This window comes from Citrobacter sp. Ce006 (assembly GCF_030336535.1).
Classification (GTDB): domain Bacteria; phylum Pseudomonadota; class Gammaproteobacteria; order Enterobacterales; family Enterobacteriaceae; genus Citrobacter; species Citrobacter europaeus.
Genome location: NZ_JAOWDO010000070.1, coordinates 78,959 through 94,461 on the forward strand (window position 1 = coordinate 78,959; position 15,503 = coordinate 94,461).

At 52.9% G+C, this 15,503-nt stretch carries 13 protein-coding genes; 3 read left to right on the plus strand and 10 right to left on the minus strand.

Translation table 11 applies throughout. The features are described 5' to 3' along the window. Positions 1-52 precede the first annotated feature (52 nt). The 4 genes from OGV94_RS12935 to soxR form a co-directional block, all read right to left on the minus strand. Complete coding sequence (locus tag OGV94_RS12935; RefSeq protein ID WP_043018088.1) at positions 53-544, minus strand: REP-associated tyrosine transposase; 492 nt, start codon at positions 542-544, stop codon at positions 53-55. Between the two features lie 222 nt (positions 545-766). Further along, positions 767-2,413 carry a Na+/H+ antiporter gene (locus tag OGV94_RS12940; RefSeq protein ID WP_043018087.1) on the minus strand — a complete coding sequence of 549 codons (1,647 nt, stop codon included), beginning with the start codon at positions 2,411-2,413 and terminating at the stop codon, positions 767-769. Between the two features lie 156 nt (positions 2,414-2,569). Continuing rightward, the gene (ghxP, locus tag OGV94_RS12945) at positions 2,570-3,919 is read right to left on the minus strand and encodes a guanine/hypoxanthine transporter GhxP (protein WP_043018086.1); all 1,350 of its coding nucleotides are present in this window, start codon (positions 3,917-3,919) and stop codon (positions 2,570-2,572) included. Between the two features lie 599 nt (positions 3,920-4,518). Beyond that, complete coding sequence (soxR, locus tag OGV94_RS12950) at positions 4,519-4,977, minus strand: redox-sensitive transcriptional activator SoxR (protein ID WP_043018085.1); 459 nt, start codon at positions 4,975-4,977, stop codon at positions 4,519-4,521. Positions 4,978-5,063: 86 nt separating this feature from the next. Between soxR and soxS the strand changes: the two genes are divergently transcribed. Beyond that, complete coding sequence (gene soxS, locus OGV94_RS12955) at positions 5,064-5,387, plus strand: superoxide response transcriptional regulator SoxS (protein ID WP_016155362.1); 324 nt, start codon at positions 5,064-5,066, stop codon at positions 5,385-5,387. Positions 5,388-5,389: 2 nt separating this feature from the next. On the opposite strand, the gene pdeC is transcribed toward soxS, so the two are convergent. Next, complete coding sequence (gene pdeC, locus OGV94_RS12960; RefSeq protein WP_043018084.1) at positions 5,390-6,976, minus strand: cyclic di-3',5'-guanosine monophosphate phosphodiesterase PdeC; 1,587 nt, start codon at positions 6,974-6,976, stop codon at positions 5,390-5,392. Positions 6,977-7,527: 551 nt separating this feature from the next. On the opposite strand from pdeC, the gene OGV94_RS12965 reads away from it, so the two are divergent. Continuing rightward, complete coding sequence (locus tag OGV94_RS12965) at positions 7,528-7,809, plus strand: YjcB family protein (protein WP_016155360.1); 282 nt, start codon at positions 7,528-7,530, stop codon at positions 7,807-7,809. A 66-nt stretch (positions 7,810-7,875) separates the two neighbouring features. On the opposite strand, the gene ssb1 is transcribed toward OGV94_RS12965, so the two are convergent. Then, positions 7,876-8,400, minus strand: a complete 525-nt coding sequence (gene ssb1 / locus OGV94_RS12970; protein ID WP_003826621.1) for a single-stranded DNA-binding protein SSB1 — start codon at positions 8,398-8,400, stop codon at positions 7,876-7,878. Positions 8,401-8,651: 251 nt separating this feature from the next. Between ssb1 and uvrA the strand changes: the two genes are divergently transcribed. Next, positions 8,652-11,474 carry an excinuclease ABC subunit UvrA gene (uvrA, locus tag OGV94_RS12975; RefSeq protein WP_016155358.1) on the plus strand — a complete coding sequence of 941 codons (2,823 nt, stop codon included), beginning with the start codon at positions 8,652-8,654 and terminating at the stop codon, positions 11,472-11,474. A gap of 85 nt (positions 11,475-11,559) precedes the next feature. Here uvrA and OGV94_RS12980 read toward each other — a convergent pair whose 3' ends face one another. The 4 genes from OGV94_RS12980 to alr all read right to left on the minus strand — a co-directional run bounded on the left by OGV94_RS12980 (position 11,560) and on the right by alr (position 15,399). Next, positions 11,560-11,916, minus strand: coding sequence for an MmcQ/YjbR family DNA-binding protein (locus OGV94_RS12980; RefSeq protein ID WP_006688292.1), 357 nt, complete (start codon positions 11,914-11,916; stop codon positions 11,560-11,562). A 120-nt stretch (positions 11,917-12,036) separates the two neighbouring features. Further along, complete coding sequence (aphA, locus tag OGV94_RS12985; RefSeq protein WP_043018082.1) at positions 12,037-12,750, minus strand: acid phosphatase AphA; 714 nt, start codon at positions 12,748-12,750, stop codon at positions 12,037-12,039. 247 nt (positions 12,751-12,997) lie between these two features. Then, positions 12,998-14,191 (minus strand): aromatic amino acid transaminase, encoded by a 1,194-nt coding sequence (gene tyrB / locus OGV94_RS12990; RefSeq protein WP_087052812.1) that lies wholly within the window; start codon positions 14,189-14,191, stop codon positions 12,998-13,000. A gap of 128 nt (positions 14,192-14,319) precedes the next feature. Then, positions 14,320-15,399 (minus strand): alanine racemase, encoded by a 1,080-nt coding sequence (gene alr, locus OGV94_RS12995; RefSeq protein WP_075145350.1) that lies wholly within the window; start codon positions 15,397-15,399, stop codon positions 14,320-14,322. Positions 15,400-15,503: the final 104 nt, after the last annotated feature.

Below are 15,503 nucleotides of genomic sequence, written 5' to 3' on the forward strand. Positions count from 1 at the left end.
TATCCGGCCTACATCGGTATGCCAGTGTTGTAGGCCTGATAAGCGTAGCGCATCAGGCACGTTCACCCGCATTAAAATCCATGATTTCACCTGCCCAATCTTGCGGGTACAAACCATGCATCACATCACGATGAAATGTTGAAAAAGGCCAGTCCTGTACCTGTTTTACCCAGCCGTGCTTCACCGGGTTAATGTAAATATAATCAACATGCTGGCGATAATCATGTTCATCACGGATGGTGTGCTCCCAAAAGCGAGATTGCCAGATATGTCGGGAAGACAATGAGTGGGTGAAATGCTTCTTAATTTCCCGCCAGCGAGAGGAATAATCCGCATCATTGTCAGGTAACGTCCATATGCAATGCATATGCTCGGGTAAAACGACCCACGCATTAATGCGAAAAGGCCTAACCTTTTTGACCGCAGCGATTGCACACCGAAGCGCGTGAATGTTGGCAGTCAGAAGATGGCTTCGACGGTCCTGCAGATTTACCGTAAAAAACCAGGTTCCCCCATTAATGTAATTTCGTCGATAGTTGGACATGTTTCCCCCTTTCCTCAACCGTATGGAGAAAAGAGGGAATCGACAAGAGGGATGGATTCGTTCAGGAAAGCCGCTCGCAAATTACACGATGAATAATTTCTTGCAGCCAGTTGCGCGCCATTTGGCACACCCTTCGCCGGATGCGGCTAGCGCCTTATCCGGCCTACATCGCTGTTGCCGGTTTTGTAGGCCTGATAAGCGTAGCGCATCAGGCACGCTCGTTTACTGGTTCTCGATCAACAGCGCTTCCAGCAAATCCAGATCGTGCAGCAGTTTTTGCAGCGTTTCATTGCTGATTTCCCGCGTGGCGCGCAGATGATAAAGTTCCGCGCGCTCTGAGCGCAGCGCTGCCAGGCGGAAACGCCGTTCGAGATTTTCTTCCTGCATCGAGCTTTCCACGTCATTGCGTCCGTCGGCACGTCGACGCAGGTTACCGATGACGCGTGAACTCACCTCGGTGAGCAACTGGTTGTCGATGTTCTCTTCGCTGTCCGCAGCCAGACGTTCCTCCATTTTCTGGATGGCGACAATCGCCACTTCCGCCGTAGCTGCGCGGGCAATACGTTCCTCTTTCTGCTGCTGCGAGTGGTCTGCCACTTCCAGATGCTGTAGCAGAATCGGCAGCATCACCACGCCAACAAACAGCGAGAACAGAATCACGCCCGCAGCCAGGAAGATCAGCTCATAGCGCGCCGGGAAGCCGCTACCATCCGGTAGCAGCAGCGGAATGGAGAGCACACCGGCAAGGGTAATAGCCCCACGCACCCCCGCAAAGGAGGCAATCAGGATTTCACGCGTCGTCCAGGATCCAAACTCCATCGGTTTTTTCTTCAGGAAGCGCAGGCTGAACTTCTTCATGGTCCACAGCCAGCCAAAACGTACCAGCATCAGCGCCACGTAAATCAGCACGATATCGGTAAACAGCATCCAGATTTCAACGTTCGGGTCGACTTCTGCCGCCGCCAAAGATGACTCCAGAATGCCCGGCAACTGCAGCCCTAAAAGCAAGAACACCATGCCGTTAAACACAAATTCCAGCATCGCCCAGGTGCTGTTAGCGCGCAAACGCATCGCCAGCGGCGCACGGCGCATTACTCCAGAACGGGTAATCGTCATCCCGGCAGCGACCGCCGCGAGGATGCCTGAAACACCAATGTGTTCCGCAATCAGATAAGACGCAAACGGCAGCAGAAACAGCAGAACGATTTGCGTTGCGGGCTCATCACCGCCCCAGCGGCTAAGAAAACGCAGGGAGCGCCCGTACAGCCAACTGACGACAAAACCGGCCAGGATGCCGCCAATCGCCACTTTGAAGAACTCAACCGTCGCGCCGCCGACGGTAAATACCATCGTGCCCATCGCCACGGCTACGGCAAATTTCAGCGAGACCAGGCCGGACGCATCGTTCATCAACGCTTCGCCCTGCAGGATGCCCATGATTTTCTTCGGTATGCGTCCCTCCCCCACAATGCCGGATAACGCCACGGCATCGGTTGGCGACAGAACGGCGGCCAGCGCAAAGGCCGGGATGAGAGGGATCCCCGGCACCAGCCAGTAAATCATAAAGCCAATCCCGACCACCGTAACCAGAACCAGCGCCAGCGCAAGGCCGAAGATCTCTCGCCCGTGCTCGAGAAACTCACGCGTTGGCGTCTTCCAGCCATCAGCAAAGAGCAACGGCGGGATGAACAGAACCAAAAACAGCTCAGGATCGAATTCCACATGCAAACCAAACGTCGGCCACGCCAGCAAGGCGCCGATGGCGATCTGCATAAGGGGTAAAGGGAGTTGGAAGGGCAATACGCGAGTAAATACCCCCGACAGCGAGACCACAAGGGTCATGATGAGTATGGTGAAAAAGATTTCCATGCGTTCCCTGTTTGCGATGTTTCTTATGATTGGTGATAAAGGCGTCGTGCCTTAATTCTATCTACTTGAGAGTAACGCAAAAGACAACGAGTGTGTTCTGAAAATAAAAACGGGCGGCCAAAGCCACCCGTTTTAAGGATCTTCAGCGGATGAGGATCAGATAGCCCAACCACCTGCGTAGAAGGCCACCAGCGCGATGGCGATGACCACAGTGCCGATGTTCAGTTTGCGCCATTCGCCAGAGACGATACGGCCAATCACCAGGGTAGCAAAGCCAATCATAATGCCGGTAACGATGTTACAGGTCAGCACGATAAATACGGCTGTTACCAGTCCAGCCATAGCGTCAACAAAGTCAGCAAAGTCGATTTTCGCGACGTTGCTCAGCATCAACAGACCCACATACATCAGCGCAGGCGCCGTTGCGTACACAGGTACAAGATAAGAGAGCGGAGAAAGGAACAGGATCAGCAGGAACAGTACGCCAACGGTGATCGCCGTCAGGCCGGTTTTACCGCCTGCCGCCGTACCCGCTGCGGATTCAATATAAACCGCAGCCGGTGCAGCGCCCACCAGACCAGAGAACACGCTGCTCAGTGAGTCGGTGGTCAGCGCTTTGCCGCCATCAATAATCTGTCCGTCTTTATCCAGCAGGTTCGCCTGTCCAGCCACCGCGCGGATGGTTCCGGTCGCATCGAAGACAGCGGTCATGACCAGCGCCAGCACGCTCGGCAGTACGATCGGGTTCAGTGCGCCCATAATATCCAGGCTGCCAATCAGCGAGTTGCCGTTCTCGTCGCTCAGCGACGGCATGGCAAAAATACCGGAGAAATGCACGGCTGGGTCAAAAATCAGGCCGACGATGGAAATACCGATAATGGTCAGCAGAATGCCGCCCGGCACTTTCAATTTTTCGAGACCAATAATCACCGCCAGACCAATCAGCGACATAATCACCGGGAAGGTATCGAAGTCGCCCAGCGCAACCGGCAGGCCGTCCAGCGGGTTCTTAATCACCAGACCAACACCGTTTGCCGCAATCAGCAGCAGGAACAGGCCGATACCAATCCCCGTACCGTGCGCAACACCTTGCGGCAGATTGCGCAGGATCCAGCTACGAATACCGGTCGCGGAAATAATGGTAAACAGGACACCCATCAGGAACACTGCGCCCAGCGCAACGGGCACGCTGATATGCTGCCCCAGCACCAGGCTGAATGCGGTAAACGCCGTCAGAGAAATGGCGCAGCCAATTGCCAGCGGCAGGTTTGCCCACAGGCCCATCACAATAGAACCGACGCCCGCGACCAGACAGGTCGCCACAAATACGGCGGCAGGCGGGAATCCGGCTTTACCCAGCATCCCCGGAACCACGATAACGGAGTAAACCATGGCCAGGAACGTCGTTAATCCGGCAACGACTTCCTGACGAACGGTACTGCCGCGAAGCGAAATTTTAAACCAGGCGTCGAGTGAACCGCCGGTACGCGCTGAAGGCGTAGACATAGAAAACATCCCCTGAGAGTTTATTTTTTCGTCATTATGCGTGCTGGACAATCCACTGCCTGCTAAACGTTTTCTCCATGTGCCAGGTTTGCGTCAATAGGGGTGTCGCAAAAAAGCAAACGTTTAGCTCCGCGCATAAAAAACGGGTGGTAAAAAAAAGCAAACGATTATCCAGCGATCATACGCTGGTTTTCAACTGAACTTTGCCGCTTTTTACTCATTTCTTCTTATAACGCGCAATAAATAATCAGTCGATGCGCAAACGTTATCGTCAATGCGCAATCTGGCAACAAATTTCGCGGAGTTATTACAACATCAGAGTTCCTTTGTCGCGCAAACTTGCGCAAGAAAATCGGTGAAGATGCGGGAAATTTTTTGGCTAAAAAAACAGCATTTCACTGGCAAATGGAGAGAGGTGGCTTACACTTACATTATCAACACAGGCCGGAACCTCCCCTAATGTGCTCGACTGAGGGGTGTTGATGTCGGGGGAAACCCTCCCGTGAACCAGCGGGATAGAGTGAAAGACAAAGACCGGAACCAAACTAAAGCGCCCTCTGTGGCGCTTTAGTTTTATACCCGTCACATTTTTGAACCAATCAATCATCTTCCAGCAGGCGCGCCCCGGTCCCCTGCTCGCCAAGCTGATCGCCAGGGTTACGCAACGGGCAATCACTGCGTGACAAACAACCGCAACCAATACACCCATCCAGCTCATCGCGTAGCGCCACCAAAGTATGAATGCGTCGGTCCAACTCTTCACGCCATTGCGAAGAGAGTTGCTTCCACTCTTTAGCACTGAGTGAATGTCCTTCAGGTAATACGCCGAGCGCGTCACCGATCGTGGCCAGAGGGATCCCGATGCGTTGAGCAATCTTGATAATCGCCACATAACGCAACACATCACGTTTATATCGGCGCTGATTGCCGCTGTTGCGCATACTGCTGATTAACCCTTTGCTTTCATAGAAATGCAGGGTTGATACCGCCACGCCGCTACGCCTGGCGACTTCACCTGGCGTGAGGAGCGCTTTTATCCGGGGTAATTTCTTTTCCATAAATCGCTTTACCTCAAGTTAACTTGAGGAATTATACTCGCCCGCAGACAAAACGACGAATCGAATACTGAGAAAGAGGCAGCCCTATGTCCCATCAGCAGATTATTCAGACCCTTATTGAATGGATTGACGACCATATCGATCAGCCGCTGAACATTGAGGCGGTGGCGAAAAAATCAGGTTACTCGAAGTGGTATTTACAGAGAATGTTCCGCACGGTGATGCGCCAGACGTTGGGTGACTACATCCGTCAGCGTCGACTTTTACTGGCCGCTGTTGAACTGCGAACGACTGAGCGACCTATTTTCGATATCGCGATGGATCTTGGTTATGTATCGCAACAAACCTTCTCGCGCGTGTTTCGCCGCGAGTTTGATCGTACCCCCAGCGATTACCGCCATCGCCTGTAAGATTATTGCCCGCTCTGCGTCAGTATAGCGGGCGACCGTTGTATCCACTGCATGAACGCCTGCGACGGCAGTGCTTTCGCGAAATACCAGCCCTGACAATACTGTACGCCGTGTTCGCGCAGCCACTCGATTTGCTCACTCGTCTCTACCCCTTCCGCAATCATCTTCAGATGTAAGCTTTGCGCCATTTCGATGATATGTTCGGCAATCAGGTGACTGGTGCTGTTAGTGGACAGTGTGCTAATAAACGATTTGTCGATCTTCAGGATATCGATATTCAACGCGGATAAATTATGTAGATTGGAATATCCCGTGCCAAAATCATCAAACGCCACTTCATAACCGGCCTGGCGAAACGCCTGGATTACCGGGGTCATTTTATCTATATCAATAAACCCGCGCTCCGTTACCTCGACTTTAATTTGCCGGGGCGCCACAGAGTACTCACGGTTTTTGTCGGTAATCAGGGCAATGAGTCGGGATGAATGAAAGTCAGAAGCCGAGAGATTTATCGAGATATAAAGTTGAGGATGCGCGGCAAGAAAGTATCCTAAATCGTTGAACACCTCTTCAACTACATAATCCGTGATCCGCTCAATCATTCCCTCTTGTTCAGCCAGCGGAATAAACTCGGTCGGGCTCATCACTTCACCATTACCGCCAGGCCAGCGCAGCAGAGCCTCAGCCCCAACGCACTGACCGTTTTTGATATCAATGATCGGCTGGTAGTGCAGACGCAGTTGACGTTTTTTGATTGCGCGTTTTAACAAGCGGCGAGGAGATAAGTATTCCTGGCGCGTGCGCCACCATATTAACAGCATCAGGATGCTGCAGATGACCCCGAAAGGAATCGTTACTGCAGCCTCGTGATAGAAAATCGAATTTATGCGTTTATCTGAGGTCGAGGCAATAATCGCAATCGGACGTTTTTCTGAATGCACGATGGTATAGAAGCGATCGTCCAGTTGGAAGGTAGAGGCTTCACCGCGCACCAACGGCAGTAATTGCGCAATATGCGCCCCTTCACTGGTAGAGAAAAAGGTATCCGTTACCGTGTCGTACACGCCCCAGGACAGATCCGGATCCTCTGACATGACTTCGCTGTATGATAATGGGTTGATGACGACAACGTAGTTTCCACGTTGCATATACGTCATTCGGTAGCCAGCGAAAAAGGGGGTATCGCGATAGTAATAGATGGAGACATCCGGCGTACGTTTATAGTCGGCGGTCGGCATAATATAGGTGACAGGCGGCACCATCGACGTAGAGCACAAAAAATGATCGCCCTGCGCATAAATTAGCTCGCTGATATATAAACGGCCACGAATAATATTTAGCATATTTTTCTGATGTGCCGGGGTACACATCTTACCCTGATACAACTGGGCCATATCACGCGCTAAATCGGCTTGTTGGATCACCAGTTCAGTTTTATTTAACACCAGTTGAGCAAAAGAACGAAGTTGATTACGGGTTTCGGACATTGCCCTGATTTGAGCAAACCATAACGCCAGTACCACGGGGAGCAATACCACCATGAATGTTCCCAGGAACTTCAGCATCTTGCGACGCGCACTGTGATTCATGTCAGCCCAATTTCCCTGTTTCGTATATGCCAGAACCCATTAAGGCAAGATGCAATAAACACCGACTGATTAAGTTGCATGAATCTATCAGTATTAGCAACAGACTTCTCTATGTAAAAGTCTGATAATAGTTGATGATGATATTATTTTTCCGTAAGGCAAACTTAAAGTTATGCTTATTTCATAACGTTATTATCCCCAAGGAGTAATTTTTTATGAGCATTATCCTGGTAAGATTTAAGAAATTCATTAAATTTTTTTAACGATTAATTTAGGATAAATTAAACAGGTAATGTAAATGCAACTTTAAGATTAGTTATTTAGTATCATTACCTGGTTGAATATAACCACACAGTAAGAATGGTTTTCATCTTGCAAAAATCACGTCCAGTACTGGTGAACAAACGAGCATATGTGATATAGTTCACAAAAATTATGTAACAGAAACAATGTTTCATTCATGTTATTGCCCGTCGATAGCCAGAGTACTACACCCTCGGTGAACACCCCCGCGCTGTCCTGGGCATCCAGACTTTCTGAGGACGTTTTTCATGGCAACGATAACAACTGGTGTGGTTCTACTGCGGTGGCAATTACTCAGCGCGGTGCTGATGTTTTTAGCCAGTACGCTCAATATCCGTTTTCGTAAATCAGATTATATTGGCCTGGCCGTCATTAGCAGCGGTTTAGGGCTGGTTTTTGCCTGCTGGTTTGCAACCGGATTACTCGGCATAACCCTGGTGGATATGTCCGCAATCTGGAAGAACATTGAAACCGTGATGGTTGAAGTGATGAGCCATACACCGCCAGACTGGCCGATGGTGTTGAACTAATAACGGAATTGCATATGGCTACCCCAATCCTGAGGTAGCCATAATTGTCAGCGAAATGCAGAGGGATTAGAACGGAATATCGTCGTCGAAATCCATCGGTGGCTCGTTAGAAGGCGCCGCCGGAGCTGACTGCTGCGGACGAGACTGCGCGCCGCCGCTGAACTGATTGCCGCCCTGAGGCTGCTGAGGCTGACCCCAACCACCCTGCTGCTGGCCGCCACCTGCCGGAGCACCACCACCCTGACGACCGCCCAGCATTTGCATGGTGCCGCCAACGTTCACCACAACTTCAGTGGTGTACTTTTCTACGCCGGATTGGTCGGTCCATTTGCGGGTACGCAGCTGACCTTCGATATAGACCTGGGAACCTTTACGCAGATATTCGCTGGCCACTTCAGCCAGTTTGCCAAACAGCACAACACGGTGCCATTCAGTCTGCTCTTTCATTTCGCCGGTCGCTTTATCACGCCAGGATTCGGAAGTAGCCAGCGTAATGTTGGCGACTGCGCCACCATTCGGCATATAGCGTACTTCCGGGTCCTGGCCCAGATTACCGACGAGAATCACCTTGTTTACGCCTCTGCTGGCCATGATCGTGTCTCCTGAAAAACGTTACTGAATAAGTGTAAGCGCGGGATTGTAGCATTTCCAATAGCGCTTTTACTACGTTGCGAGATCGATTCCAGTAAACAACCCCGGACGGACATTGTTGCACAGGCATCTGCATTTTGCATTCCAATACTGTATATCCATTCAGGTCAGGTTGTGTCATAATTAACCGTTTGTGATCGCCGGTAGCACCATGCAGCCAGGCAAAAAAGCGTTTAATCCGGGAAAGATGAATGGATAAGATCGAAGTTCGGGGCGCCCGCACCCATAATCTCAAAAACATCAACCTCGTCATCCCGCGCGACAAGCTGATTGTCGTCACCGGGCTTTCGGGCTCAGGCAAATCTTCGCTCGCTTTCGACACCTTGTATGCCGAAGGGCAGCGTCGTTACGTTGAATCCCTTTCCGCGTACGCGCGTCAGTTTCTGTCGCTGATGGAAAAGCCGGATGTCGACCACATTGAGGGGCTGTCTCCCGCCATCTCAATTGAACAAAAATCGACGTCCCACAACCCGCGATCCACGGTAGGTACCATTACCGAAATTCACGACTATCTGCGCCTGCTGTTTGCCCGCGTTGGCGAGCCGCGCTGCCCGGATCACGACGTCCCCCTGGCGGCGCAAACCGTTAGCCAGATGGTGGACAACGTCCTGTCGCAGCCGGAAGGCAAGCGTCTGATGCTACTGGCGCCGGTAATTAAAGAGCGTAAAGGGGAGCACACCAAAACGCTGGAAAACCTGGCAGGCCAGGGCTATATCCGCGCCCGTATCGATGGTGAAGTGTGCGACCTTTCCGATCCGCCCAAGCTTGAGTTGCAAAAGAAACACACGATTGAAGTGGTGATTGACCGCTTTAAAGTACGCGACGATCTCACCCAGCGCCTGGCGGAATCCTTTGAAACCGCGCTGGAACTGTCCGGAGGTACGGCGGTGGTCGCCGATATGGACGATCCAAAAGCGGAAGAACTGCTGTTCTCCGCCAACTTCGCCTGCCCGATCTGCGGCTACAGCATGCGCGAACTGGAACCTCGTCTGTTCTCGTTTAATAACCCGGCTGGCGCATGCCCGACCTGTGACGGTCTCGGCGTGCAGCAGTATTTCGATCCTGACCGGGTGATCCAAAATCCGGAACTGTCGCTGGCCGGCGGTGCTATCCGCGGCTGGGATCGTCGTAACTTCTATTACTTCCAGATGCTTAAGTCACTGGCGGAACACTATAAGTTCGACGTCGAAGCCCCATGGGCCAGCCTCAACCCTGCCGTGCATAAAGTGGTGCTGTACGGTTCCGGTAAAGAAAATATCGAATTTAAATATATGAACGATCGCGGCGATACATCCGTACGTCGCCATCCGTTTGAAGGCGTATTGCACAACATGGAGCGTCGTTATAAAGAGACGGAGTCCAGCGCGGTACGTGAAGAACTCGCCAAATTCATCAGCAACCGACCATGCGCCAGCTGTGAAGGGACGCGTTTACGCCGGGAAGCCCGCCACGTATTTGTTGAAAATACGCCGCTGCCCGCGATTTCCGACATGAGCATCGGTCATGCGATGGATTTCTTCAACAATCTGAAGCTTGCGGGTCAGCGGGCGAAAATTGCAGAAAAAATTCTTAAAGAGATTGGCGATCGTCTGAAATTCCTGGTCAACGTCGGCCTCAACTACCTGACGCTGTCGCGTTCAGCGGAAACGCTCTCCGGCGGCGAAGCCCAGCGAATTCGTCTGGCAAGCCAGATCGGCGCAGGTCTGGTCGGCGTAATGTACGTACTGGATGAGCCGTCTATTGGTCTGCATCAGCGCGATAACGAACGTCTGCTGGGTACGCTTATCCATCTGCGTAATCTGGGTAATACCGTTATTGTGGTCGAGCACGATGAAGACGCGATTCGCGCCGCTGACCACGTTATCGATATCGGCCCCGGTGCTGGCGTTCACGGCGGCCAGGTGGTTGCCGAAGGTACGCTGAAAGATATCATGGCGGTGCCTGAGTCGCTGACCGGCCAGTACATGAGCGGTAAGCGCAAAATTGAAGTGCCGAAACAGCGCGTGGCAGCCGATCCGGAAAAAGTGCTGAAGCTCACCGGCGCGCGCGGCAACAACCTGAAAGATGTCACCCTGACGCTGCCGGTTGGTTTATTTACCTGCATTACCGGGGTTTCCGGTTCGGGTAAATCGACGCTGATTAACGACACACTGTTCCCGATTGCGCAGACAGCGCTGAACGGCGCTACGCTGGCTGAACCTGCGCCATATCGCGACGTTCAGGGTCTGGAACATTTCGACAAAGTGATCGACATTGACCAAAGCCCGATTGGCCGTACGCCGCGCTCTAACCCGGCGACCTACACCGGTGTGTTTACGCCAGTGCGCGAACTGTTTGCCGGTGTCCCGGAGTCGCGTGCGCGCGGTTATACGCCGGGTCGTTTCAGCTTTAACGTTCGCGGCGGACGCTGTGAAGCCTGTCAGGGCGACGGGGTGATCAAAGTCGAAATGCACTTTCTGCCGGATATCTATGTGCCGTGCGATCAGTGCAAAGGCAAGCGCTATAACCGCGAAACGCTGGAGATTAAGTACAAGGGCAAGACCATCCACGAAGTGCTGGATATGACGATTGAAGAAGCGCGTGAGTTCTTCGATGCCGTTCCGGCGCTGGCGCGTAAGCTGCAAACGCTGATGGACGTTGGCCTGACGTACATTCGACTGGGTCAGTCCGCTACCACGCTCTCAGGCGGTGAGGCGCAGCGCGTGAAGCTGGCGCGCGAGCTCTCCAAACGCGGTACCGGGCAAACGCTGTATATTCTCGACGAACCGACCACCGGTCTGCATTTTGCGGATATTCAGCAACTGCTGGACGTGCTGCACCAGCTCCGGGATCAGGGCAACACCATCGTGGTGATTGAGCACAATCTGGACGTGATTAAGACCGCAGACTGGATTGTCGATCTTGGTCCGGAAGGCGGAAGCGGCGGTGGAGAAATTCTCGTCTCCGGTACGCCAGAAACGGTCGCTGAGTGTGAAGCCTCACACACGGCACGCTTCCTCAAACCGTTGTTGTAATTGCGCAACACTTGTCTGGCCTACAGAATATGCATAATTGCTTGTAGGCCGGATAAGGCGCTTGCGCCGCATCCGGCGAAACGGATCAGGGCTGCGCCAGTATCCGGCGTTTATCTTCCGGCAGCGTGTTGACGGCCTGCTGATAGGAGGCGTCTACCAGATAGTAGATTTGCGAATCCGGCAGCGAGCCATCCAGATACACCGTACTCCAGTGCGCTTTATTGAGATGTCGGCTTGGTCGTACATCGCTATGCTGCTGACGTAACAACTCTGCCAGCTCAGGGCTGGTTTTCAGAGACACCGCAGGGCGTTCTTCCACCTCTTTTACCATGGCAAAGAGCACATCTTCGACTTTGATCTGGGTGGCCTTCCAGTCACTGTGAACGCTCTGCTCCGCGCCCGTTTTTGCCATGCAGTATTGCAGCAACTCCGAATTCGTCATCTTTATTCCCCTTACCAGCATATTGCCTAATGAGAACATCTTTTATTCAGTGTGCAGCAAGTCCGCAAAAGGTAAAAGCCGTGAACGTAAATTTGTTTAAAAAACCAGCAATCGATGGTCTCAGTACTCCGAGTTGACGATCACCTCTTCACCAAACGCACCGGCCTGCGGCAGCGGTTTATACGTGGAATTAGAGGCGCGCAAAATACGAATACCGCGAATACCTACGTCGCGAGCGGCGGTGATGTCATTATCAGAGTCACCGTAGAACATGCGGACATTTTTATCCTGTAGCCACTGCGTTTTGGTGTTCTGACCCGGCTTATCACCGGCGAAAATGACTGGATTCATATTACCAGCCGGGATGTGAAAGTTATCGGACAGCGTTTTCGACACGGTTTCCGTTTTCGTCTGGCTACGCCCGGTTACGAAAAAAATGCTGTCGCCGCGACGCACGTGCATATCAATCAGCTGACGAGCGACCTCTTTTGGAATGCTGAATTCGTCCCAGCCATTGTTCATTTTTTCCCAGAAAGCCGGATTCTTCAGGTAATCCTCACTATCCGGTGAATACGTTTTTTTACCGCGCCAGAAGCCAGGGCTGGAAAAGAGGACGGTGTCATCAATATCAAACCCGACGGCCATCGGCGGGCGTCCGGTCAGACTGTTTTCAATTTGTGCCACGGAGACCCAGTGAATGGGTGCCTGCTCAGCGAGTTTTGCAACGTTGGTGCCTGGATTAAGCTGAGAGGGAGAGGAAACTAACGCCTGGGCTGGCTGATTTAGCGTGAACAATAAACAAACGGCACTCAGTGCCAACGTAAACTTGCGCATATTTTTCCCTAAGTAGTCAGTTAGTTATCATTTTTTTATTAACAACTGGTCAAAAAACTATCTGACCTTACCCCTTAGGGGAAGGGAAAGGAAGGATTTTCTCTGGTTTTGTCCTGGAAAAGGAGCACGATCACACAGGAAAGTGCGCCTGATGGCACTACACTTATCGGCCTACAAACGAAAATCCATATCCATTTGTAGGCCGGATAAGGCGTTCACGCCGCCATCCGGCAACACACAAAGCCAATTACATGACGGCGGCAAATGCCTTCGCCACGCGCTGCACGTTACCGTGATTCAGCCCGGCCACGCACATACGACCGCTGGCTATCAGGTACACACCGAACTCATCGCGCAGGCGATCGACCTGAGCGGCGCTAAGCCCGGTATAGCTGAACATTCCGCGTTGTTGCAGCAGGTAATCAAAGTTGCGACCAGGGATCTCCGCATTTAATACCTTAACCAGCTCCTGGCGCATCGCCAGAATGCGGGTACGCATCTCTTCGACTTCCGCCAGCCAGTTAGCTTTCAGCGCGTCATCCCCCAACACCGCGGCAACCACCTGCGCACCAAAGTTTGGCGGGCTGGAGTAGTTACGGCGCACCGTCGCTTTTAGCTGCCCTAAAACGCGGCTGGCGGCATCAGCGTCTTCACATACTACTGACAGTCCGCCGACACGCTCGCCGTACAAAGAGAAAATCTTCGAGAATGAGTTGCTGACCAGAGCAGGCAATCCGGCACTGGCAATGGCGCGGATCGCATAGGCATCGTCTTCCATTCCACCGCCGAAACCCTGGTAAGCAATATCCAGGAATGGGATCAGATCGCGTGCTTTCAGGATCTCTATGACGCCATCCCACTGCGCGGGAGTTAAATCCGCCCCCGTCGGGTTATGGCAGCACGGATGCAGCAGTACGATGCTGCGCGCCGGTAAGGTATTCAGCGTGGTCAGCAGGTCGTTGAAACGCACACCGTTGGTCGTGTCGTCATACCAGGGGTAAGTACCTACTTCGAACCCTGCGCCTTCAAAAATCGCGATGTGGTTTTCCCAGGTCGGGTCGCTGACCCACACGCCAGAATCAGGGAAATAGCGTTTCAGGAAGTCTGCGCCAACTTTTAGCGCGCCGGAGCCGCCCAGCGTCTGAATCGTTGCGACGCGCTGCTGCTGGAGAACCGGATGATCTGCGCCAAACAGCAGCGGCGCAATAGTATGGCGATACGTGTTCAGACCTTCCATCGGCAGATACAGCGAAGCGCCATGCGGTTTGGCATTAAGTCGGACTTCGGCTTCCGCCACCGCTTTAAGCTGAGGAATAATGCCGTCTTCGTTGTAATACAGGCCGATACTGAGGTTCACTTTGTCGCTACGTGAATCTTCTTTGAAACGCTCCATGAGCGATAAAATCGGGTCGCCGGCGTAGGCGTCAACTTTTTGAAACACGTGTGGTTCTCCAGGTTTACAGGCAGAGGTTAAGAACACAATAAACCGGAAGCGGGAGAAGATCGAGAGGATGTTGAGAGGAATATTGCCGGAAGGCGGCGTAACCGCCTGTCCGGCACTTCATGCTGTTAATCGATATACTTCATCGCCACCCTTGAGGTCAGGCGCGTAATAAGTTCGTAAGCACTTACTTTCGTCATTTCAGCAATGCGTTCAACGGGCAGGCCCTCGCCCCACAGAATCACCGAATCACCCGCTTTGTCCTGCGCGTCGGGGCCTAAATCGACGCAGATCATATCCATCGCGACGCGACCGACGATCGGTACTTCACGGCCATTAACCAGGACTGGCGTCCCGGACGGCGCTGCGCGCGGATAACCATCGCCATAGCCCATCGCCACCACGCCCAGACGCGTGTCGCGCTCGCTCAGCCAGGTTCCACCGTATCCAACCGGTTCGCCCGCTTTGTGCTCACGCACCGCAATCAGGCTGGAGGTCAGCGACATCACCGGCTGGCAGCCAAAATCGGCGCCGATAGAGTGGTTTTCCAACGGCGATACGCCATACAAAATCAGCCCCGGACGCGCCCAGTCGAAGTGAGACTGCGGCCACAGCAAAATCCCCCCCGACGCGGCAATCGAACGCTGCCCCGGTTTGCCTGCGCAAAAACTATTGAAGATATCGAGCTGTTTTTCGGTCGCGCCACATTCAGGCTCGTCCGCACGTGCAAAGTGGCTGACGATATTGACCGGCTGGCGCACGTTTTCACATTGCGTTAAGCGCTGATAAAACGCCTCGGCCTGCTCAGGACGCACGCCCAGGCGGTGCATTCCCGTGTCGAGCTTCATCCAGACAGTGACAGGTTCAGCCAGTTCAGCGGCTTCCAGAGCGTCAAGTTGCTCCTGGTTATGGACAGCAGTATGCAGACGCTGCGCAGAAATAGTCGGCAGATCGGAGGCATCAAAAAATCCCTCCAGCAGCAGGATGGGCTGCGTGATCCCTCCCGCTCGCAAGCGCAGGGCTTCTTCAAGACGAGCGACACCAAAAGCGTCCGCATCGGGGAGCGTTCGCGCGGTCTCTAACAGACCATGGCCGTAGGCGTTCGCTTTCACGACCGCAACCAGTTTGCTGGCGGGAGCCAGTTCACGCAGACGTTGCAGGTTGTGTCGCAGAGCGCGGCGGTTAATGACTACAGTTGCCGCTTGCATTTGTATTCCTTTATAAAAGAATCTTCTAAATCATTCGTGTTGCTGGAGGGCGACAAGCCTGAGAATCCCCGGAAGCTCAGTAAACTAAGTGACCGGGATGAACG

Bases quoted from the DNA above. Each gene is read 5' to 3' on its own strand.
- OGV94_RS12935 (WP_043018088.1), bottom strand. From the start codon at position 544: ATGTCCAACTATCGACGAAATTACATTAATGGGGGAACCTGGTTTTTT.
- OGV94_RS12940 (WP_043018087.1), bottom strand. From the start codon at position 2,413: ATGGAAATCTTTTTCACCATACTCATCATGACCCTTGTGGTCTCGCTG.
- ghxP (WP_043018086.1), bottom strand. From the start codon at position 3,919: ATGTCTACGCCTTCAGCGCGTACCGGCGGTTCACTCGACGCCTGGTTT.
- soxR (WP_043018085.1), bottom strand. From the start codon at position 4,977: ATGGAAAAGAAATTACCCCGGATAAAAGCGCTCCTCACGCCAGGTGAA.
- soxS (WP_016155362.1), top strand. From the start codon at position 5,064: ATGTCCCATCAGCAGATTATTCAGACCCTTATTGAATGGATTGACGAC.
- pdeC (WP_043018084.1), bottom strand. From the start codon at position 6,976: ATGAATCACAGTGCGCGTCGCAAGATGCTGAAGTTCCTGGGAACATTC.
- OGV94_RS12965 (WP_016155360.1), top strand. From the start codon at position 7,528: ATGGCAACGATAACAACTGGTGTGGTTCTACTGCGGTGGCAATTACTC.
- ssb1 (WP_003826621.1), bottom strand. From the start codon at position 8,400: ATGGCCAGCAGAGGCGTAAACAAGGTGATTCTCGTCGGTAATCTGGGC.
- uvrA (WP_016155358.1), top strand. From the start codon at position 8,652: ATGGATAAGATCGAAGTTCGGGGCGCCCGCACCCATAATCTCAAAAAC.
- OGV94_RS12980 (WP_006688292.1), bottom strand. From the start codon at position 11,916: ATGACGAATTCGGAGTTGCTGCAATACTGCATGGCAAAAACGGGCGCG.
- aphA (WP_043018082.1), bottom strand. From the start codon at position 12,750: ATGCGCAAGTTTACGTTGGCACTGAGTGCCGTTTGTTTATTGTTCACG.
- alr (WP_075145350.1), bottom strand. From the start codon at position 15,399: ATGCAAGCGGCAACTGTAGTCATTAACCGCCGCGCTCTGCGACACAAC.